The sequence below is a fragment of the Plesiocystis pacifica SIR-1 genome (assembly GCF_000170895.1).
In the GTDB taxonomy this organism is placed as follows: Bacteria; Myxococcota_A; Polyangia; order Nannocystales; family Nannocystaceae; genus Plesiocystis; species Plesiocystis pacifica.
This window is the reverse complement of sequence record NZ_ABCS01000027.1, coordinates 33,339-53,564: the sequence shown is the minus strand read 5'-3', so window position 1 is coordinate 53,564 and position 20,226 is coordinate 33,339. Positions and strand designations below refer to the sequence as shown.

General features: G+C 70.0%; 17 protein-coding genes. 10 read left to right on the top strand and 7 right to left on the bottom strand.

Annotated features, from left to right (window positions below):
• Positions 1-59 precede the first annotated feature (59 nt).
• Positions 60-866, top strand: a complete 807-nt coding sequence (locus PPSIR1_RS15975; RefSeq protein WP_006972124.1) for a prohibitin family protein — start codon at positions 60-62, stop codon at positions 864-866.
• A gap of 244 nt (positions 867-1,110) precedes the next feature.
• Here the strand turns inward: PPSIR1_RS15975 and udk are convergent, their stop codons facing one another.
• Positions 1,111-1,749, bottom strand: a complete 639-nt coding sequence (gene udk, locus PPSIR1_RS15970; RefSeq protein WP_045116101.1) for a uridine kinase — start codon at positions 1,747-1,749, stop codon at positions 1,111-1,113.
• Positions 1,750-1,895: 146 nt separating this feature from the next.
• Entirely contained in the window at positions 1,896-2,660 is a 765-nt protein-coding gene (locus tag PPSIR1_RS15965; protein WP_006972122.1) for a MopE-related protein, read from the bottom strand.
• Between the two features lie 112 nt (positions 2,661-2,772).
• On the opposite strand from PPSIR1_RS15965, the gene PPSIR1_RS49335 reads away from it, so the two are divergent.
• From PPSIR1_RS49335 to PPSIR1_RS15940, 5 genes are read left to right on the top strand one after another with little or no spacing between them, the layout of a single operon-like run.
• Entirely contained in the window at positions 2,773-3,342 is a 570-nt protein-coding gene (locus PPSIR1_RS49335; RefSeq protein ID WP_198154522.1) for a hypothetical protein, read from the top strand.
• On the top strand, positions 3,339-4,466 hold the full coding sequence (locus PPSIR1_RS15955; protein WP_006972120.1) for a tetratricopeptide repeat protein: 1,128 nt from the start codon (positions 3,339-3,341) through the stop codon (positions 4,464-4,466). Before PPSIR1_RS49335 ends, PPSIR1_RS15955 begins: the two co-directional genes overlap by 4 nt.
• A 58-nt stretch (positions 4,467-4,524) precedes the next feature.
• The gene (locus PPSIR1_RS42885; RefSeq protein ID WP_006972119.1) at positions 4,525-5,838 is read left to right on the top strand and encodes a protein kinase domain-containing protein; all 1,314 of its coding nucleotides are present in this window, start codon (positions 4,525-4,527) and stop codon (positions 5,836-5,838) included.
• A 16-nt stretch (positions 5,839-5,854) separates the two neighbouring features.
• Complete coding sequence (locus PPSIR1_RS15945) at positions 5,855-7,303, top strand: AI-2E family transporter (protein WP_006972118.1); 1,449 nt, start codon at positions 5,855-5,857, stop codon at positions 7,301-7,303.
• 3 nt (positions 7,304-7,306) lie between these two features.
• Complete coding sequence (locus PPSIR1_RS15940; RefSeq protein ID WP_006972117.1) at positions 7,307-8,146, top strand: mechanosensitive ion channel family protein; 840 nt, start codon at positions 7,307-7,309, stop codon at positions 8,144-8,146.
• Between the two features lie 187 nt (positions 8,147-8,333).
• Here PPSIR1_RS15940 and PPSIR1_RS42880 read toward each other — a convergent pair whose 3' ends face one another.
• Entirely contained in the window at positions 8,334-10,787 is a 2,454-nt protein-coding gene (locus PPSIR1_RS42880; RefSeq protein ID WP_006972116.1) for a M12 family metallopeptidase, read from the bottom strand.
• 278 nt (positions 10,788-11,065) lie between these two features.
• Between PPSIR1_RS42880 and polA the strand changes: the two genes are divergently transcribed.
• Positions 11,066-13,900, top strand: coding sequence for a DNA polymerase I (gene polA / locus PPSIR1_RS15930; protein ID WP_045116100.1), 2,835 nt, complete (start codon positions 11,066-11,068; stop codon positions 13,898-13,900).
• Positions 13,901-14,066: 166 nt separating this feature from the next.
• Here the strand turns inward: polA and PPSIR1_RS42875 are convergent, their stop codons facing one another.
• Together PPSIR1_RS42875 and PPSIR1_RS47880 are read right to left on the bottom strand one after the other, a co-directional pair.
• Positions 14,067-14,798: a cupin domain-containing protein gene (locus PPSIR1_RS42875; protein ID WP_006972114.1), complete on the bottom strand. Its 732-nt coding sequence runs from the start codon at positions 14,796-14,798 to the stop codon at positions 14,067-14,069.
• The gene (locus tag PPSIR1_RS47880; protein WP_006972113.1) at positions 14,791-15,339 is read right to left on the bottom strand and encodes a sigma-70 family RNA polymerase sigma factor; all 549 of its coding nucleotides are present in this window, start codon (positions 15,337-15,339) and stop codon (positions 14,791-14,793) included. Before PPSIR1_RS47880 ends, PPSIR1_RS42875 begins: the two co-directional genes overlap by 8 nt.
• 322 nt (positions 15,340-15,661) lie before the next feature.
• Between PPSIR1_RS47880 and PPSIR1_RS49330 the strand changes: the two genes are divergently transcribed.
• The 3 genes from PPSIR1_RS49330 (at position 15,662) to PPSIR1_RS15900 (ending at position 18,402) form a co-directional block, all read left to right on the top strand.
• Entirely contained in the window at positions 15,662-16,279 is a 618-nt protein-coding gene (locus PPSIR1_RS49330; RefSeq protein ID WP_198154521.1) for a DUF4331 family protein, read from the top strand.
• A 29-nt stretch (positions 16,280-16,308) separates the two neighbouring features.
• Positions 16,309-17,016, top strand: coding sequence for a DUF4331 family protein (locus PPSIR1_RS42865; protein WP_157595610.1), 708 nt, complete (start codon positions 16,309-16,311; stop codon positions 17,014-17,016).
• A gap of 69 nt (positions 17,017-17,085) precedes the next feature.
• Entirely contained in the window at positions 17,086-18,402 is a 1,317-nt protein-coding gene (locus PPSIR1_RS15900; RefSeq protein ID WP_045116098.1) for a tetratricopeptide repeat protein, read from the top strand.
• Positions 18,403-18,471: 69 nt separating this feature from the next.
• Here PPSIR1_RS15900 and PPSIR1_RS49325 read toward each other — a convergent pair whose 3' ends face one another.
• Both PPSIR1_RS49325 and purN read right to left on the bottom strand, forming a co-directional pair.
• Positions 18,472-19,353, bottom strand: coding sequence for a hypothetical protein (locus tag PPSIR1_RS49325; RefSeq protein ID WP_006972109.1), 882 nt, complete (start codon positions 19,351-19,353; stop codon positions 18,472-18,474).
• A gap of 232 nt (positions 19,354-19,585) precedes the next feature.
• The gene (gene purN, locus PPSIR1_RS15890; protein WP_006972108.1) at positions 19,586-20,194 is read right to left on the bottom strand and encodes a phosphoribosylglycinamide formyltransferase; all 609 of its coding nucleotides are present in this window, start codon (positions 20,192-20,194) and stop codon (positions 19,586-19,588) included.
• Positions 20,195-20,226 lie beyond the last annotated feature (32 nt).

Genomic DNA, 20,226 nt, shown 5'->3' with positions numbered 1-20,226 from the left:
TCGCAAGGTTGTTCCCCGCTGTGCTGGCATGCCTGAGCATGTCGGCTTGTGTTCGCGTCATGCAGGACGAGGTCGGCGTCAAGCGCAAGCTCGGCGAGATCCAAGACGAGGTCCTGTACCCCGGCGTCAACTCGGTCAACACCTTCAACACCAAGGTGTTTCGCCTGCCGACGCGCACGGTCAACTTGGAGCTGATGCTGGGCCTGCCCTCGAAGGAAGGCCTGACGATCAGCTCGGAGATTTCCATCCTCTACCGCATCAACCCCGAGCAGGCGCCCGAGATCCTGCGCCAGATCGGGCCCAACTACGAGCAGTCGCTGATCCTCCCGGTGTTCCGCTCGGCGTCCGCGGACGTGTGCGCCCGCTACTTCGCCAAGGACATGCACAGCGCCCAGCGCTCGGCCATCGAGCAGGCCATCGCCGCGCGCATGATGGAGGTCGTCGAGGAGCGCGGCTTCGTGATCGAGTCCGTGCTGATGAAGAGCATCTCCTTGCCGCCCGGTCTCGCCCGCGCCATCGAGATGAAGCTCGAGGCCGAGCAGGAGTCCCAGCGCATGCAGTTCGTGCTTCAGCAAGAGCGCCAGGAGGCCGACCGGCGGATCATCGCCGCCGAGGCCGATCGGCAGATCGTCCAGATTCAGGCCGAGGGCCGCCGAGACGCCAAGCTGATCGACGCCGGGGCCACGGCCGAGGCCACGAAGATCGAGGCCGCGGGCACGCAGGAGGCCAACGAGATGCTCAGCGACAGCCTCGACGCGCGGGTGCTGGAATTCCTGGGCATCGAGGCCTTCCGCGAGCTGGCCCAGTCGCCGAATACGAAGGTGGTGATCACCGACGGCGAGGGCATGCTGCTCGATACGCGTTGAGCCTAGCAGGCTGCTGAAAATCACCCCACGACGTCAGGTACGCCTCTAGTATGCCCGATACAGCGGCGGTTTTGCTCCTTGGCCTCGACGCGTAGCGACGCACCTGACGACGCGCGGCGAATTTCAGCAGCCTACCGAGAAAGACAGCCGCCCACGGGTTCAACGCCAGCTGAGTCCGTAGACGACGCTTTCGTGGATCATGGGTCCCGGCACGGCCGGGGTGGGCGACTGCTATCGGCTGGCCCTACTGCTCGTCGCTGGCGGCGCGCAGCCGGGCCACCAGCACGTCGATCGCCACCCGGTTCTCCCCGCCCTCGGGGATGATCAGGTCCGCCTTGCGCTTGCTCGGCTCGACGAAGTGGATGTGCATGGGCCGGACGGTCTCGTAGTACTGCTTGCGCACGGACTCGAAGTCGCGGCCGCGCTGGCGGATGTCCCGGCGGATGCGGCGGATGGCCCGGATGTCGGGCTCGGTGTCGACGAAGATCTTGATGTCGAGCTCGCGGGTGAGGTGCTCGTCGACGAACACCAAGATGCCCTCGACGATGATCACCGCCGCCGGGTCGACCCGGCGGGTCTCCGCGAGGCGGCGGTGGGTCTTGAAGTCGTAGATCGGGACCTCGACGGGGTTGCCCGCCTTGAGGTGCTGGATGTGCTCGACGAGCAGGGCGGTGTCGAGGGCCTCGGGGTGGTCGTAGTTGAGCTCGTGGCGCTGGGCGAGGGTCAGGTCCGGCCGGTCGCAGTAGTAGCTGTCGTGGCGCAAGGTCGCGACCTTGCCGTCGGGCAGGGCCGAGCCCAGCGCGTTGGCGACGGTGCTCTTGCCCGAGCCGCTCCCGCCCGCGATGCCGATGACCAACCGAGTGCGCTCGTGTCCCGTCGTCATGGCCGGGGAGGGTAGTCGCGATGGCGGCCCAGGGCGAGACTGCGCGAGCAGCGGGCGGCGGAGGCGGCGGAGGGAGCGGACTCACGCAAAACCCGCGCTGGGCGCCCGAGAGCGCCTGCGCGGGTCGAGAGCAGCAGGGGAGGCGCCTACTTCAGCACGCCAGCTTGGCGGGCCTCTTCCTCGGAGATGCAGCCCTCTTCGTCGACCTTGCCGTCGCAGTCCTCGTCCTGCTTGTTGTCGCAGATCTCGACGGTGCGGGTGTGCCTGGGCATGCACTTGATGGCCCCAGCGACGCACTGCTTGACGCCCTCGGAACACATGCCGGACTGGCCCGTCTTGCAGCTGTCGCCGGTGCCCTCGACGTCGCCGTCGTCGATGGTGCCGTCGCAGTCGTTGTCGCGGCCGTCGCAGACCTCGGGGGAGGGCTGCTTGGCGGTGGCGCTGCACACCGACTGGCTGCCGTCGGGGCTGCACGAGTAGGTGCCCTCGGCGCGGCACTCGCCCTCGCCGGCGAAGCACTTGGTCCCGTCGCGCTCGAAGCCGTCGTCGACGCGGCCGTTGCAGTCGTCGTCGATCTTGTTGCACAGCTCGGCGGCCGGGAGCACGGCGCCGTCGCAGGCCCCCCAAAAGCCGCCCTCGTCGCAGACCCGGAGGCCCTCCTTGCAGATGCCGCGGCCGGCGGTGCCCTCGGGCCCGACCTTGCCGTCCGCGAGGAAGTAGCAGGGCTCCTTGCTGGAGGGGTAGCACTCCGCGGCCTTGCGCTTGCCGGCCTCCGCCCGCGCCTTCTCGAGCTCCTTGTCGACTTCACTCTTTCCGTCGGTGGTGGTGCAGCCGACCACGAGGCCGCCGGTGAAGGCGAAGGCCAGGGCCAGGGCGAGGGAGGAGCCTCGGGGGGAAGGGGACCAGAGCATGAGCGGAGAATACAACGTCCCTGGCGGGGTGTGCAGGGGCTCGCACGGATCCGCGTGAGGTCGGGAGCAAGCCGTGCTCGGTCTTGCCCATGCTATGGTCCGCGCCGAAATCGTGACCGTCCTCGGCAAGGCATACGTGGGCGTCAGCCTCATCCTGTTCACCCTCGGGCTGATCTGGTTCTCGCTCGTGCTCCAGGAGAACCGGGCCTGGGTCGAGGTCGTGCTCTTGGTGCCACGCTTCGACTTCGTCGATCCGTTGGTCCGCAAGCGGGTCGAGATGAACGTCGCCCTGGTGATGGCGGGCTGGGGAGGCTGCGCGAGCTTGCTCCTGGCCCTGCTGGTCGCGGCGCCCTTTCGGGTCCGCTCGCAGGCCATCGACCAGCGCCGCCGCCGGGAGCTCGAGCGCGAGATCCTCGAGCTGCGCACCTTGCCCCTGCGCCAGCAGGAGGAGGACGAGATCCTCGCGGCCGAGGCCCGGCTCGAGAGTCGGGCCAAGAAGGTGATGACGGAGAAGATGCGCCGCGAGCGGATGCTGGGGGAGAGCGGGGCGGAGCTGACCACCCTCGACACCCAAGCGGGGGTGTGGCGGCCGCGGGTCGGGCCCAACAGCGCGGCCAACGGCCAGCAGCGCTTCGGCCCGCCAGGCGAGAAGTCCGACGATGAGCCGGGGGCGCCCGCGTGAGCTTCGTGATCATCGCCCTGGTCTGCCTGCTCGTCGGCTTTGGCGTGGGCTGGTGGTACGTGGCCCCGCAGCGGGCGGCCGTCGAGCACCTCGCCCGGCGCAAGCGCGTGCTCTACGAGCTCGCCGAGGGCGACCGGGAGAACGTCGCCCAGGAGCTCGAGCGGATCTGCGAGACCGAGCCCGGGGATCCGACGGTGTTCCTGGCCCTGGCCGCCCTCGATCGTCGGCGCGGCCGCATCGAGCGGGCCAAGGCCGTGCACCGCACCGTGCTCGCCTCGGCGGACCTGCCGGCGGAGCAGCGCGTGGCGGCGCTGGTCGGCCTGGGCCGGGACCTGCTCGCCGAGAACAACGAGCGCGCGGCCGTCGGCGCCCTGGTCCGGGCCGTGAGCCTGGCCCCGCGCAGCGTCGCGACCCTCGAGACCCTGGCGCGCGCCCTCGAGCGCGCGGGGGCCTGGGAGCGAGCCGCGGCCGCCTGGGAGCGGCTCGAGAAGCAGGTCGAGGGGCGCCGGGCCCTCGACGCCCGCGTCGGCCGGGGCCACGCCGTGGCCGGCCAGGCCAGCGAGGCCCTCGAGGACGGCGTCGACAAGAAGGCCCGCAAGCTCGCCGAGCGGGCCGTGGACCTGGCCCCGGACAGCGGCCACTGCTGGGCCGTGCGCGCCCGGGTCGAGTCGGCCCTGGGCGACCCCGGGGAGGCCCTCGAGTCGTGGCAGCGCGCCTGGGAGCTCAGCCCCGCCGGCGCCCGCTCGATCGTGCCCGAGGCGTGGGAGTGGGCGAGCGAGAACCGGCGCCACGGCGACCTGATGGAGCGCATGCTGTCGAGCTTGCGCATCGCCCGGGAGCCCCTGCTGGTCGTCGCGCTGGCCGAGAAGGTCGCCCGCCAGCACCCGGACCAGGCCGCCGCGGCCCTCGACCGCGTCGCCGAGCGCAGCCCCGCCGCCCAGCTGAGCCTGGTCCGCCTGCGCCTGTCCCGGGGTCAGCGGGAGCTCGCCCGAGAGTCCGCCATGCGTCAGGCCCAGCCTTCCAGCCTGCTGTGTCGGCGCTGCGGCACGAAGATGGAGCGCTTCACCTTCCGCTGCGGCAACTGTGGCGCGTGGGACTCGGCGATCGCCGCCGGGAGCGACTGAGTCGTGGACGTGGGGTAGGGAGGTGGAGGACGAAGTGTCTGCCCTCGAGCGTTATGAGTTGGGCGAGCTCCTCGGCGAGGGGGGCTTTGGCAAGACCCACGCCGCGACGCTGCGCGAGACCGGGGAGCCGGTGGTCATCAAGGAGCTGCTGCTCCGGGAGGTGCCCAATTGGAAGCCCGTCGAGCAGTTCGAGCGCGAGGCCAAGGTCCTCGGCGCCCTCGCGCATGCCGGGATCCCGCGCTTCATCGAGGCCTTCGAGGCCGAGCGCGAGGCCGAAGGCGGCGTCCACTTCTACATCGTCAGCGAGCGCGTCTTCGGCCCGACCCTCGGCGCGGAGATCGAGGCAGGCCGGCGCTGGACGGGCGACGAGGCCGAGGCGCTGTGCCGGGCGCTGCTCGCCATCTTGAGCTACCTGCACGGGCTCTTGCCGCCGGTCATCCACCGCGACATCAAGCCCGACAACATCGTGCTGCGCGGCTCGGGGGAGCCGGTGCTCGTCGACTTTGGCGCGGTCCGAGACCTCGCCGTGCCCGGGATCACCGGCGGGATGACCGTGCTCGGGACGCCGGGCTACATGGCCCCGGAGCAGTCCCTGGGCCGGGCCGACGCGCGCTCCGACCTCTACGGCCTCGGCGCGACCTTGGCCCACGCCTTCAGCCACCGCCACCCCCAGTCGCTGCTCGACGCGAGCATGCAGATCGAGGCCGCGAGCCTCGAGCAGCTGCCCGCCTCCGTCCGCGAGCTGCTCTTGGGGCTCACCCGCGTCGACCCCACGGCGCGGCCCCAGTCGGCGGCGCAGGCCCTCGAGATCCTCGACAGCGAGGACGGCGGGCGCAGCTTGGTCCCCGTGGGAGGCAGCAAGCCCGGGGCCGCGCTGGCCAAGGTCGCGCCCGCCGGGCCGGGGACCCTCGCGCCCACCGGCGGCCGGGAGCTCACGCCGCAGGTCTCGAAGGAGCTCGCCATCCGGACCTCCCATCCGCACGAGCTCAACCGGGCGATGATCCCGGCGATCGCGTTCATGACCTTGGGGGTGATCGGGGCCATGGTGGGCGGGAGCGTGGGAATGGCGAGCCTGGCGGCGGGGCCCGCGCTGATGGTCGCTACGGTGCTCTACACCCTGTATGGCGGCCGTCGACGCGCGCGCAATCTCTACACCTCCGGCGTCGAGGTCCAGGGCGAGGTCACCGGGGCCAATACCGGCCAGACGGGCACCTACGTCGACTACGAGTACGCGGTCGAGGGGACCCGTCACAGCGGCTACGCCTATAGCCGCGACTCCCTGTTGATCGCCAAGCTCGAGGTCGGCGCGCCGATCCGAGTGTTTCACGACCCCGACGACCCCAGCACGAGCGTCGGCGTGCTCGCGGCCTAGTTGATACTCTCCGCCGGTGAGCGGATCCGACACGGACCGACCCGAAGAGGGCGAGGCGGAGGCCGAGGAGGCCCCCCGCGAGGGCTTGCTGGCCACCGTCCGCGAGTTCTCGAAGCTGTGGGGCTTCGCGCTGTTCCTCCTGCTCATCCTCGCGCTCTTCCACGGGGTGGTGCTGCCCTTCGTGTTCGGCGCGCTGATCGCCTACATGCTCGAGCCCGTGGTTCGGCGCCTGGCCCCGGCGATCGGCCGCTTCGGCGCGGTCGGGGTGGTCTACCTGGTGCTCTTCGCCATGCTCGCCGGCTTCTTCGGCGGCCTGTTGCCCCGAGTGGTCACCGATCTCTCGGCCCTGCGCGACTCGACCCCCGAGGCCGTGGCGACCTTCAACGAGGAGTGGCTGCCCAAGGCCAGCGAGTGGTTCGAGCGCACCTTCCCGGGCCTGCTCCCGGGCAGCACGGCGGACGACGTGGCCCAAGAGGTCGGGGCCGCTGCGGGGGCGAGCCGTGACCCCGGGCTCAGCGAGGTCGTGGTCGAGCCGCGCGCCGACGGCAGCTTCCGCGTCGACCTGAGCGAGGCCCACCTCGAGGTCCGCGAGCAGGGCGGGGGATGGGTGATCGAGGCCGATCCGCCCAAGCAGGACAGCCTGTCCGACATCATCCGCGAGATCGTGGCCAGCAAGGGCGACGAGCTCACGGACCTGGCCGCCGCCGGCGTCCGCGGCTTCATCTCCGGCGTCGCCAATTTCCTCGCCGACTTCATCCTCGCCTTCCTGATCGCCGCCTTCGTGCTGGTCGACACCCAGCGCATCGGTCGCTTCACCCGCTCCCTGGTCCCCGAGGTCTACCTCGGCGAGTTCGAGGACCTGGCCGCGGGCATCGACGAGGGCATGGCCGGGGTGGCCCGGGGGCAGATCCTGATCTGCGTGATCAACGGGACGCTGACCTACATCGGCCTGCTGATCTTCGGCGTGCACTACAGCCTTTTGCTGGCCATGGTCGCGGCGATGCTGAGCATCATCCCCGTCGCCGGCATCCTGATTGCGACGATCCCGGTCATGGGCGTGGCCCTGCTCTCGGGGGACCTGGGCCTCGAGGCGGGCCTGGCCTTCGGCAAGTCCGCGGCCGTGCTCGGCTGGCTCGTCGGCATCCACCTGCTCGAGACCAACTACCTCAACCCCAAGATCATCGGCATCGCGTCCAACATTCACCCGGTGGTGTTGATCTTCGCCCTGCTCGCGGGCCTGGACGTCGGCGGCCTGCTCGGGGCCGTGCTCGCCATCCCCGTGGCCAGCGTGTTCCAGACCGTGTTCCTCTACCTGCGCCGGCGCTCGGGCAAGTTCGAGCGCAGCAAGCCCACCCGAGAACGCAAGCGCAACACCGGGGGCTGGTCGACGATCTCGAGCGCCTCGGCCTCGCGCTCGTCGCCGGTGGACCCGGACCTCGAGCCCGAGCCCTCGCAGCACGACTGAGCCATGCAACAGATCCTCCAGCGACTCATCGAGCTCTTCTCACCCACCCGCATCGCCGCCTACCTCGTCGACGACCTCCTCCCAGACCTCGTCGTCGCTGGCGTGACGCTGATCGTGGCGTGGCTGGGGTGGAGGTTGTTGCGCCGCGGGACCTCGACGGTCCTCTCCCAGTCCAAGCTCGACGAGACCGCCCAGACCTTCATCCTCACCGTGCTCCAGTACGTGGTGCTGACCATTGGGGTCGTGACCTCCCTCGCCCAGCTCGGGGTCGACACGGCCTCCTTGTTGACGAGCCTGGGGGTGGTCGGGCTGACGATCGGCTTCGCAGCCCGCGACACCTTGTCGAACATCATCTCCGGCCTGTTCATCTTCTGGGATCGTCCGTTCGTGATCTCGGACCTGGTCGAGATCGACGGCGCCTACGGGAAGGTCCAGAACATCACGATGCGTTCGACGCGGGTCGTGACCGTCGACGGGCGGATGCTGGCGATCCCCAACAGCCAGATCGTCAACACGGTCATCGCCTCGTACACGAATTTCCCCAACCTCCGCCTCGACATCCCGTTCACCATCGGCGTCACCGAGGACATCGGCCGGGCCCGCGCGCTCGCCCTCGGGGTCGTCGCCGATGACGTGCGCTACCTCGACGCGCCCGAGCCCGTGGTCGTCGTCACCGAGCTCAACGACTACAACGTCGCCATGGAGCTGCGCGTGTGGCTCGACGATGAGCGGACCCACACCCAAGCGCGCCTGGAGCTGCGAGAGCGGCTGTTCGAGGCCCTGCGCGACGCTCAGATCGAGATGCCCTACGAGACCCTGGCCATCGTTGGCGAGGGCAGCTGAGGCCCTGGCTCGGGTCGCTAGTACCACGTGTCCGAAGTCCGTGCCGGGTTTGGAGCGGCACTGGAACCCGAATGGCTGTGTCGCCGCTCCTCGCAGTGGGGTCCACCACAGCGTCGTCGCGGCTTCGTGCCCTCGGGTCCCAGCTCCACCCCAAACCCGGCACGGACTTCGGACACGCGGTACTAGTTCAGCGCCCCTTCGCCTTCAAGAGCAGCAAGGAGCGCGCCTCGCCGCGCACCCAGCTGACGACCCCCGTCCACCCGCTCGACCACCGCCGGCTGTCGATCATCCCCCCGATCGAGCCGCTCGCGTTGACCTTGTGCAGGTGCATGTTGTTGCCGTCGTTCCCCGTCCCCCGCGAGCGCAACAGCATCACGTAGGTCTTCTTTTGCATCTCGTAGAAGCAGGCGCTGGTCCAGCCCTCCGTCCAGCGGTCCTGGAAAGCCCGCGCGCCGATCTTCCCCGTCGTCCCGAGGCGGTGGACGATCACGTTGTGGCCCGAGCCGCTCGTCCCCTGCTTCTTGAGCATGAAGAGGTAGGGCTTGCCCCCCGCGACGAAGGTCTCGATCGTCGACCAGCCGTTGGTCCAGTCGCGGGCGTCGACGCGAGGGCCGATCGAGCCGTTCGGGTTCATGCGGTGGACGATCGCGTTGTGGTTCGAGTTGCTCGTGCCGCTGCGCTTGAGCGCGAACAGGTAGGTCTTGCCGCCAGCCTCGAAAAAGGCCGCCGAGGTCCAGCCGGAGGTCCAGCGCTCCCCGGCGACGCGGCGGCCGACCGCGCCGTTGGCCTTCAGCTCGTGGACGTGGACGTTGTTGCCCGAGCCGCTCAGCCCCTTGCTGCGCATCAAGAGCAGGTAAGGCTTGCCCCCGACCTCGAACCCTCGGGCCGTGGTCCAGCCTTCGGTCCACTTCGCGTCGTAGACCCGCCGCCCGACGCTGCCGCTGGTCATCAGCTCGTGGACGTGGACGTTGTTGCCCGAGTTGCTCTCGCCGCTGCGCTTGAGCATGAGCAGGTAAGGCTTGCCGCCGACCTCGTAGGTGGCGAGGCTCGTCCAGCCCTCCGTCCAGCGGTAGTCCCGGACCCAGTGGCCGACCGTCCCGTTGCCGTTCACCCGGTGGATCGTCACGTTGCGGCCGAGCGCGTAGTTGATCGCGCGGCGATCGGTCGTTGAGAGCGCGTTGCCGCCGAGGGTCGCCCCCTCAGGGTTCTTGGACTCCATCACGGGCTCGAGCTTGAGCGCCTCGCGGGGCTCCCCGTTCTCCACGACGCGCAGCTGGAACTTCCCCTCGCGCTGCTTGGCGATCAGCATGTGATCGGTCCCGCCGCGGCTGTAGTGGAGCGCGTGGGTCCAGCCGGCGCTCCAGCTGTCGCCCCAGCGCTTCCCGCCGATCGTGCCGTTGCCGTTGACCCCGTGAACGTGGACCCTGTGGCCAGAGGCGCTCTTGCCGCTCGAGCGCAGCAAGAGCATGCGCCCCGCGTAGAAGTGGGCCGCGGTCCAGCCCTCGGTCCAGCGCGCCGTCCAGCTGCGCGCGCCGATCTTGCCGTCGGACCCGAGGCGGTGGACGATCGCGTTCTTGCCGTCGTTGGAGTAGCCCTTTTTCTTGAGCAAAAGGAGGTAGGGCTTGCCCCCGGCCACGAAGGTCTCGACCGTGGTCCAGCCCTCGCTCCAGTCGTAGCCAGCGACCTTGTCGCCGACCTTGCCCTGGCCCGTCATGCGGTGGACGTGGAAGTTTTGCCCGGCCCCGCTCTGGCCCCGGGCCTTGACGAGGATCAGGAACACCTTGCTGCCAGAGCGGAAGAAGCGGGCGCTCGTCCAGCCGCCGGTCCAGCCGTAGCCGGCCACGCGCGCGCCGATCTTGCCGCCGCCCTCGAGCCGGTGGATGTGCACGCTGTAGCCCGAGTCGGAGCGGCCCTGCTTCTTGAGCAGGAACAGGAAGGGCTTGCCGCCGACCACGAAGGGCTCGACGCTGGTCCAGCCCTCGCTCCAGCGGTAGCGGCGGACGGCGGCGCCGATCGTCCCGTCCCCGTTGATGCGGTGGATGTGGACGTTGTGCCCCGAGCCGCTGTAGCCCCGGGCCTTGACCATCAGCAGGTAGAGCTGGCCGCCGACGCTGAAGGTACGCAGCGAGCTCCAGCCCGTCGTCCAGTTTCGCGTCCAGGACTTGGCAAAGGTCCCGCACTTGTAGTGCATCAGCGAGCCGTGGTCGTAGACGCCATAGTGCTCGCTGTGCTTGGCCTTCTTCGTGGCGAAGTTGTGCTTTTGGCCCGAGGCGATGCGATCCTCGTGGAGGGTGACGAAGTCGTCCCGGTCGCGGCGCTGCTGCTCGTGCCACAGGCCGATCGAGTGACCGATCTCGTGGACGACCGTGGCGGTGGTGCAGCCCTTCTCGCTGATCAGGATCTTCTGACGCTTGCCCTGGTGGCCCACGGGGCTCTGGCAAAAGCCTCGATCCCACTCGTCGAAGAGCAGCGAGCTCTTCGACGTCGAGCGCCGCTCAAAGCGAGCGATCGTGTCGCGCTCGAGGATCTCGATCGCGTCATCGATCCTGTTTACGATCTTGGCGTTGCCTTCGAGCTTCTTGGTGAAGTCGTAGGCGATGCGGTTGCTCGGCCAGCGGTGTCCACGGATCAGGTGTGCCACGTATCGTCTCCTCCGCGGACCTGCGCGACCCGCCGGCAAACGCTAGCATGCGGCGTTCCCGCATGCGCCGGCTCTGCGTTTGGGTGCGAACTCCCGAGGCACTTCGTGCGCTGTGTGAGCCGCCCCCGCGGCGGGTGCAAAGGCGCGGGCGGTGACCCGGCCCGAGCATCGCCGCGTCAGGGCTTCGCGTCGTTCACCGAGAGCTTGGCATCGCGGGCGAGCTGACGGAGCGACCCCGGCCCAAGGCGCCTGCGAGGGCAAGATGGTACAAGTCGGCGATGAGCGGCCGACCTCGAGGTGGGGCGGGGAGCTTGTTCCTCGTCGACGCCAACAACTTCCTGTTCCGGGCCTACCACGCCCTGCCCATGCTGACGGCGCCCGACGGGCGGCCGGTCAACGCCGTCCACGGCTACGTGCGCATGGTCCAGGCGATCCGCAAGGAGTTCGCCCCCCAGCACCTGCTCGCGGTGTTCGACGCCTCGGGCTCCAAGGGCTGGCGGCGCGAGCTCTACGCCGAGTACAAGGCCAACCGACCGCCGCCGCCGGAGGACCTTCAGCCCCAGATCCCCCTGGTCCGCGAGGCCACCGACGCGCTGAGCATCCCGTGGCTCGAGGACCCGCGCTACGAGGCCGACGACCTCATCGCCCGCTACGTCCAGGCCGGGGTCGAGGCCAAGCTCGAGGTCGTCATCGTGTCGAGCGACAAGGACCTGATGCAGCTCGTGGCCGGGCCCGACGACGTCCGCGAGGGCAGCGTGCGGCTGTGGGACACGATGAAGAACCGCCGGGTCGGGCCGGCGGAGGTCGTGGCCAAGTTCGGGGTCGGGCCCGAGAAGCTCGGCGACCTGCTGGCCCTGGCCGGGGACAGCTCCGACAACATCCCGGGGGTCAAGGGCATCGGGCCCAAGACCGCCACGAGCCTGCTCGAGACCTACGGGGACCTCGAGGGCATCCTCAGCAACACCGATAAGATCAAGCAAAAGAAGCGGCGCGAGAACCTCGAGACCTACGCCGAGGACGCCCGCATGAGCCGCAAGCTCGTCGCGCTGCGCACCGACTACGACCTGCCTCGGCCCATCGAGGACGTGGCGGACAAGGGGCCGAAGCGGGCGACCATGGAGGCCTTCTTCACGCCCCTGGGGTTCAAAGCGACGCTGACGGGGGCCGTGCGCGCGGGCGGGGGCTCGCGCCGCGTGGCGCCGCGGACCCTGGTCGAGACCATCGCCAAGATCAAGGAGCTCGAGGTCGATCGGGAGGCGGTCGAGGTGCTCAACGCCGACGAGGCGGGCGTGGCCACCCTCGACGCCTTCCTGGCCCAGGCGCGGGCGGCCGAGGGCCTGGCCTTCGAGCTGGAGCTGTCCGGCGACGACCCGCTGCGCGCCGACCCCATCGGCCTGGCCCTGGCCATCCCCAAGGCCAAGGCCGAGGCCCCCGGCGCCCTCGAGCGCGCGCCCATCTACCTGCCCATGGCGCACCGCAGCCTCAGCGACGGCGCGGTCCAGCAGTGGAAGCCCAGCGAGGTCCTGGCCAAGGTCGGCCCGCTGCTGAGCGACGCCAAGCTGCCCAAGTACACCCACGCCCTCAAGGATCAGCAGGTCGTGCTGTCCCGGGCCGATCTGAACGTCGAGGTCCGCAACGTCGTCGGCGACACCCTGCTGGCCTCCTACACCCTCGACCCGGCCCGCTCGGACCACAACCTCGAGGGCCTGGCCAAGGACATCGGCGGGCGCCTGGTCGGGGACCGGGAGTCGATCGTCGGCAAGGGCAAAAAGCGCGTCGGCTTCGACCAGGTGGCCGTGGCCGTCGCGGGCCCGTGGGCGGGCGAGCGCGCCGGGTTGGCCGCGACCTTGGGGCCGCACATGGTGGCGGCGGCCAAGGCCGCCGGGGAGCAGACCCAAAAGCTCTACGCCGAGGTCGAGCTGCCCCTGGCGCGGGTCCTGGCTCGGCTCGAGCGCCGCGGCGTGCTCCTGGACGAGGCCGAGCTGCAGCGCCAAAACGACGAGCTCGGCGGGCAGATCGACGCGCTCAAGTCGACCCTGCAAGAAGAAGCGGGCTACGCCGTCGACCCCAACTCGCCCAAGCAGCTCGGCAAATTGCTGTTCGAAGAGCGCGGCTTGCCGGCCAAGAAGAAGACCAAGACCGGCTACAGCACCGACGCCCAGACCCTCGAGGAGCTCAGCCTGCTCGACCCCATCGTCAAGGTCATCCTCGACTACCGCAGCCTGGCCAAGCTCAAGAACACCTACCTCGACACCCTGCCCAAGCTGGTCAACCCAAACACGGGCCGGCTGCACACCCACTTTCGCCAGGCCGTGGCCGCGACCGGGCGATTGTCGAGCCGCGAGCCCAACCTCCAGAACATCCCGATCCGCACGGAGCAGGGCCGACGCATCCGCCGCGGCTTCGTCGCCCCCGAGGGCATGCAGCTGGTCACCCTCGACTACTCGCAGATCGAGCTGCGGGTCCTCGCCCACCTGTCCAAGGACCCCAACCTGGTCAAGGCCTTCACCGACGGGGCCGACGTCCACCGGCGCACCGCCGCCGAGGTCTTCGAGGTCCCCGAGGCCGAGGTCACCTCGGAGCAGCGTCGGGTCGCCAAGGCCGTTAACTTTGGCGTCATCTACGGCCAGAGCGCCTTTGGCCTGGCCCGCCAGCTGGGCATCCCCCAGGGCCGGGCGGGCAAGTACATCAAGGCCTACTTCAAAAAAATCCCCGGGGTGTCGAGCTACATGAACGCGCTCATCGACACCGCCAAGGACACCGGCTTCGCCGAGACCATCTTCGGTCGGCGCCGACGCATCCCCGAGCTGCGCCGGCGCGGCGCCGTGGCCCGCAGCTACGGCGAACGCATCGCCCGCAACACGCCCATCCAGGGCAGCGCCGCTGACATCCTCAAGATCGCCATGGTCGAGGTCGAGCGCCTGCTCGACGACAAGCCGTGGGCCCGCATGCTGCTCACCGTCCACGATGAGCTGATCTTCGAGTGCGAGACCGACAAGGTTCAGGAGCTCATCGGGCTGGTCAAGCCGGCCATGGAGAAGTCGGCGAGCCTCGACGTGCCGCTGCTCGTCGAGGGCGGCGCTGGGGCCAACTGGGAAGACGCCAAAGGCTAGCGGGAGCCAGTCTTCGACTCAGAGGGTCGGTCCACGCCCCCGCTTGCGGGGGCGACCCGATGCCCTCTCATAGGCACGAACTCGATTGCCCACCAAGCAAAGCGGAGGAGCGGACAGCGACGAAGCGCCCCCGGTCCTCAAATGCCTGTGGGGGCAAAGCAGAAACTCAGCTCCAGCCGAGGTAGCGGTAGAGGAGGCGCGAGACCAGGCCGTCGGGGACGAAGTTGCCCTCGTTGACGCTCAGGATCAGGCACGGCTCGCCGGGCAGGATCTCGAGGGAGTGGGTGACGCCCTCGCTCGCGCTCTGGATGTCGCCGCGCTCGAACTCGCCGCCGCGGGTGCGGTCGTGGAGGCCGCCCGCGAGGATGAGGTCGAGCTCGAGGCCGCGGTGGTCGTGGCGCGCGACCTTCATGCCAGCCCGGGCCCGGGTCATGCGGGTGATCGTGGTCGCGCCGGGGAGCTGAAAGTCGAAGGTCTGGAGGCCGGGCAGGGGAGTCCGCCAGGGGATGTCCTCGAAGGGGCCGATGACCCGCTGGAGGGGCCAGGGGAACACGCCCTCGCGGGGGCGCTGCTCCGGGGGCTCGAGGGCGAGGGCGGGCTCGACGAGGTCAAGGTCGGAGCCGAGGGCCTCGCTCGCGGCGTCGAGCTGCGCCGCGCTGCTGGTGTCGAAGACCTCGGCGAGCAGCCGGTCGGCGAACGCGTCGGGGCTGGGGTCGGCGGGGGCCCCCTCGTCGTCGCCGAGCACCAAGGCCGCGCCGAAGGCCTCGAGCTCGGCCACCCGCGCCCGGCAGCGCGGGCACAGGGTCAGGTGACAAGCCGCGATCAAGGCGTGCCCGGGGTCCGCGACGCCGGTCGCGTACTCGAGCAGGATCGCATCGGGCAGGTGGTACTCAGCCATGGCTGACGGAGAGCTGGGTGCGCACGCTGGCGAGGGCCAGGCGCAGTCGGGACTTGGCGGTGCCCAGGGGCACGTTCATGGCGCGGGCGGCTTCGGCGATGGTCTGACCATCAATATAGACGCGGTTCAAGAGCGCGCGCTGCTCGGCGGGCAGGTGGGTCATCGCGTAGCGAATCGCGGCGATTTGTTGGTGGCGGGCAGTCGCGGCGTCGGGCGCAGGGTCTGGCGTGCGGGCCTGGGTGACGACGAAGGCCGGGTCGCGGGGGTCGGGCACGGGCCGACCGCGCTTGCGCAGGGCGTCCGTCGCTCGGTTGCGGGCGATGGTGTAGAGCCAGGTCGCCACGCTCGCGCGGCCGGGGTCGAAGCGGTCGGCCCGGCGCCAGACCACGAGCATCACCTCTTGCACGATCGACTCGGCGTCGCCCACCCCGCGGCCGGCGACGTAGCGGCGCAGCTTGGTCGCGTAGCGCCGGCACAGCTCCTCGAAGGCCGATGTGTCCCGGCGCTGGCCGATGGCCTCGAGCAAGGTCGCGTCGTCCATGGGAGAGGTCGGCCACGCTAGCACGAGGCGGGCGAGCCCGGATCGTTGCCGTGTGCTGGACACCACCATGGAGCAGGGGCGCGAGTGTGCGAGGACGAGCACCTCTGGAGCTACGTGTCGCTTGGGCACATGGATCACTCGGGATCCAAATTGGCACCGGGCTCGGGGTGGGGGAGGGGTCGTTTCCGAGCCTCGGGGCTGTCCCTCTGACCACGGCCGGGCACCGGCGCGCGGGCACGTCGATTTTTTTAACTCTCCGGTGATCCGCCTGCGCGCGAGCTTCGTAGACGTGTCGACCGCGACGACGCGGAACAGGATGACCATGAAACGAACCATCACGCCCCTCCTTGGCTTGGGCGCCGTCATGCTGGCGGTGTCCTTCGTTCCCGGCACCGCCACCGGTGCCGACCACACCGACTCGCCGAGCGCCTCCGCCGATCCGGCCGCGGACATCTCGGACTTCTACGCCTGGCACGACGGCGGCGGGAACCTGGTCCTGGCCCTCAACTTCGCCGGTCTGACCGGCGCGGGCGGGAGCGCCACCTACGACGGCGAGCTGCTCTACGGGATCCACGTCGACCGCGACGAGGACGGCGTCTCGGACCACGACTTTTGGGTCCGCTTCGGCCAAAACGGCGGCGGCGACTGGGGCGTGCAGGTCATCGGCCTGCCCGGCGAGGAGGCCTTCTCCGGCCCCGTCGAGGAGGTCCTGACCAGCCCCGGCGGCTCCATGGTCTACGCGGGCCTGCGCGAGGATCCCTTCTTCTTCGACTTCGACGGCTTCTTGGCCACCCTCGACACGGGGACCGTGATGTTCAACCCGATGAACGACAGCTTCGCCGGGACCAACGTCACCTCCATCGTCATCGAGACCGACGCCCTCGCCGTGGGCGACGGGAGCTCGGTGATCGACATCTGGGCCACGAGCTCGCGCCTGTGAGCGCCGACGACACCCACGGGACTGCGACCATGACCATCGAAAGCACCAAGATGACCCGCCTGCTCGGCACGAGCTTCGCCCTCGCCCTCGCCCTCGTCGTGACCGGCTGCCCCAGCGACGACGGCACCGGCGACGACGAGATCGGCGAGACCGACGACACCACCGACGACACGACCGAGGAGACCTCGGAGGACACGACGAGCGAGGAGGACACGACCTCCGAGGAGGACACGACGAGCGAGGAGGAGACCACGACCGGCGAGGACCCCTTCTCCTTCGCCGACAACGACCCCTCGGAGTACGCGCAGGTCGACCGCATGGGCATGCCGGCGGTCAACACCGCGGTGATCACCTCGAAGGACGAGTACAACGCCGACAACCCCGAGTCGGACATCAACGGCGACTACGTCGACGAGATCATCGCCAACGTGACGGCGCTCCACGTCGCCCTCGACGATGACCTGCTCGGCTTCAGCCTGACCCCATGCGTGGCCGCCGACTGCGTGGCCCAGGCCGGACCGCTGGTCATCCCGGACACCCTCACCCTCGACCTCGAGGCGGCCGCGGGCTTCCCCAACGGGCGCGGCCTCGAGGACCCCGTCATGGACGTGACCCTCGCCGTGGTGCTCCTCGACCTCAACGTGCACGAGCTGACCACGCTCGTCGGGGTGCTCAACCCGGAGGCCAACGACGTGCCCTTCCAGAGCGACTTCCCCTATCTCGCGGACCCCAACTGAGGGCTCCCCGAGGCCCGGCCGCGCGCGGCCGGGCCCCCTGACTTTTCCCCTCGACCCTTGCCGAACGCCATGACCAAGCCCGCCCACGCTCCCTTCCTCGCGCTCCCCCTCGCCCTGTCGGCGATGGCGTGCAGCCCCGCGCCCGGCTCCAGCGACGCGCCGCCCAGCGCCCTCGAGCCCGGGGCCTACTCCCTGCCCGAGGGGGCCGCGCGCCACGACGAGCTGCTCGCCGACCTCGACCAGCAGATCGAGGCGCTGGAGGCCGAGGCCGAGGCCAAGCCCAACAGCTACATGGTGCTCGAGCGCCTCGCCAACGCGCACGCCCGGCGCGGGCGCTTGACCGGCGAGGTCGAGGACTACACGGCCGCGGAGGCGGCCCTGGCCGAGGCCTTCGCCAGGGCAGGGGAGGGCGCCGGGCCGTTCCTGAGCCAGGCGGGCGTCGACTTCTCCCTGCACCGCTTCGCGGCCGCCGAGGCAGCCCTCGACCAGGCCGAAGAGCGCATCCTCATCGACGACCCGACCTGGGCGGCGATCCACGGCCTGCGCGGAGACCTGCGCCTGCAGGGCGGGGACGTCGAGCAAGCCCTGGAGCTGATCAGCCAGGCCGAGGCCACCTACGCCTCGCCGACGACCATGTCGCGCCTGGCCCAGGTGCGCTGGCGCGGGGGCGACTACGCCAGCGCCGAGGCCGGCTACCTCGAGAGCCTCGCGCGTTACCACGGCCCCGACGCGAGCGTGCGGGCGTGGGCGCACCTGCAGCTGGGCATCCTCGACCTCGAGCGCGACGACGACGAGGCCGCGCTCGCGGACTTCATGGCCGCCAACGCCGAGCTCTCGGGCTACTACCTCGTCGAGGAGCACATCGCCGAGGTCTGGGTGCGGCTGGGTCGGACCGAGGAGGCCCTGGGTCTCTACCTCGACGTCATCGATCGGACCCAGAGCCCGGAGTTCATGGACGCCGTGGCCAGCTTGCACCTCGAGCACGGCGACCCGGCCGACGCCCAGCCGTGGATCGAGCAGGCCGCCGCGGCCTACGAGGCCCAGCTCGCCGCGCACCCCGATTTGGCCGTGGGTCACGCCCTCGGCCACTACATCGACTTTGGCCCCTCGGCGCGGGCCGTGGAGCTGGCCGAGGCCAACTTCGCCCTGCGTCCCAACGGCGACGCCCGGGCCGACCGCGTCCGGGCTTACCTCGCCGACGGTCGCCTCGACGCGGCCCTCGAGGACGCCGAGGCTCTCGCGCAGGGCAGCTGGCGCACGGCCAATACCCTCGGGGCCGTGGTCGAAGCGCGGGTCGCCGCGGGCCTCGAAGGCGAGCCCGCGACCCAGGCCGTGCTCGACGAGCTGTGCGGCCTCGCGCCCAAGGCCGAGCCCTGCTCGGAGTAGGTCACCGGACCCACGAGAAAGGACGCCCCGCGCGAGCAGGGCGTCCTTTCTTTGTTGGGGGAAGTCGCTTCAGATGCCGCAGGCGGCACCCTCGTCGGCGCAGCCGAAGCCGCCTGGGTCCTCGTTGACGAGGAAGCGGCACGCGAGGCACTCGGGCGTGTTGAAGTCATCGAGGGAGCACTCGCCGAGGAAAAAGCAGCTCTGAATCGCGCAGATCTGCAGGTCGAAGAGGGCGTCGGACTCGTCGTCGCCGAGGTCCGTGGTGCACGCGTCCACGCACGCGTTGCCAAAGTTGCCGCAGTCCACGAGGCACTCTGAAGCCTCCGAGCAGGTGCCGCCGCTACTCGTCGTCGTCGACGTGGTGTCCGTCGTCGTGTCGGTGGTGGTGTCGGTCGTGTCCGTCGTATCCGTGGTGTCGGTCGTGTCGGTCGTGTCGGTCGTGTCGGTCGTGTCGGTCGTGTCCGTCGTATCGGTCGTGTCCGTCGTATCGGTCGTGTCCGTGGTGTCGGTCGTGTCCGTCGTATCGGTCGTGTCCGTGGTGTCGGTCGTATCCGTCGACGTGTCGGTGGTGTCCGTCGTCGTATCGGTCGTGTCCGTGAAGGTGTCGGTCTCCTCGCCCCAGTCGACGGACTCCGTCTCCTCGCCCCAGTCGAAGGAGTCGCTCTCGTCACCCCAGTCGACCGAGTCCGTGTCCTCGCCCCAGGTGTCCGGGGCCTCGTCGCCCCAGTCGCCGGTCTGCCAGTCGTCGGTCTCGTCCTCCGTGGTGTCGTCGGCGATGGTCGTGGCCTCGTCGTCGTTGGTCTCCTCGTAGGTCCAGGTGTCGCCGTCGCTGGCGTTGGGGTCGAGGATCAGGACGCCGTCCGTGCGTCCGCAGCTGACCTGCGTCAGGAGCAGGAGCGAGAGCGGACCAAGGATCGAGCGAAGCTTGGACGAGGACATGGCAGCGGTCATGGTGGCATAACCTCAATTGGAAAGCGAAGAGCGGGACCCAACGCGAAGTTGGGGGTGAAAGCAGGCTCCAGGGCCGCGCAGAGCTCCGACTGCATGGATGTCCGCCGACGGTCGAATCCTTCGGCGAAACTGTCTCGATGGCTGTGGCTGCGCGCGCCCATCCAAGGTGGGTGTCACACCGCCGAGGCGGATCGATCACGCCGGTACGCACCCCACCTGCGAGGTACCTGGGTCAAGAGCCGAAGTGGTCCTGGATCACCCGCCAAAACAGCTGGTGTTCGGCGCGCAGGACCCGCTCGGCGAGGGTCTCGGGCGTGTCTCCGTCGACGACGGGGACCTCGACGTGGGCGAGGATTGGACCCTCGTCGTAGCGCGCGTTGACCAGGTGCACCGTCGGGCCCGAGTGGGACGCGCCCGCCGCGAGCACCGCCGCGTGCACGTGGTGCCCGTACATGCCCTTGCCGCCAAAGCGGGGCAGGGGTCCAGGGTGGATGTTGACCACGCGATCGGGGAAGGCCTCGAGCATCCGGGCGTCGACGAGCTTGAGCCAACCCGCGAGCACGACGACGTCGATGTCGTGCTCGGCGAGGAGCTCGACGATGCGGCCGTCGGGGTCGGGGGCCGTCCGCCGGCCGACGTGGTGCGCGGGGATCCCGTGGCGGCGCGCTCGCTCGAGGGCGCCGGTGGAGGCCTTGTTGGAGATCACGAGGCTGACGGGGCAGGCCAGGTCGCCGCGGGCGTGGGCGTCGATCAGCGCCTGGAGGTTGCTGCCGCCTCCGGACGCGAGCACGGCGAGGCGCGCAGGCTTCGCGGGACCGGAGGGCGCGTTCGCGTCGACCATCGCCGGAGCTCATACCCCAAGCGCGGCCTGGG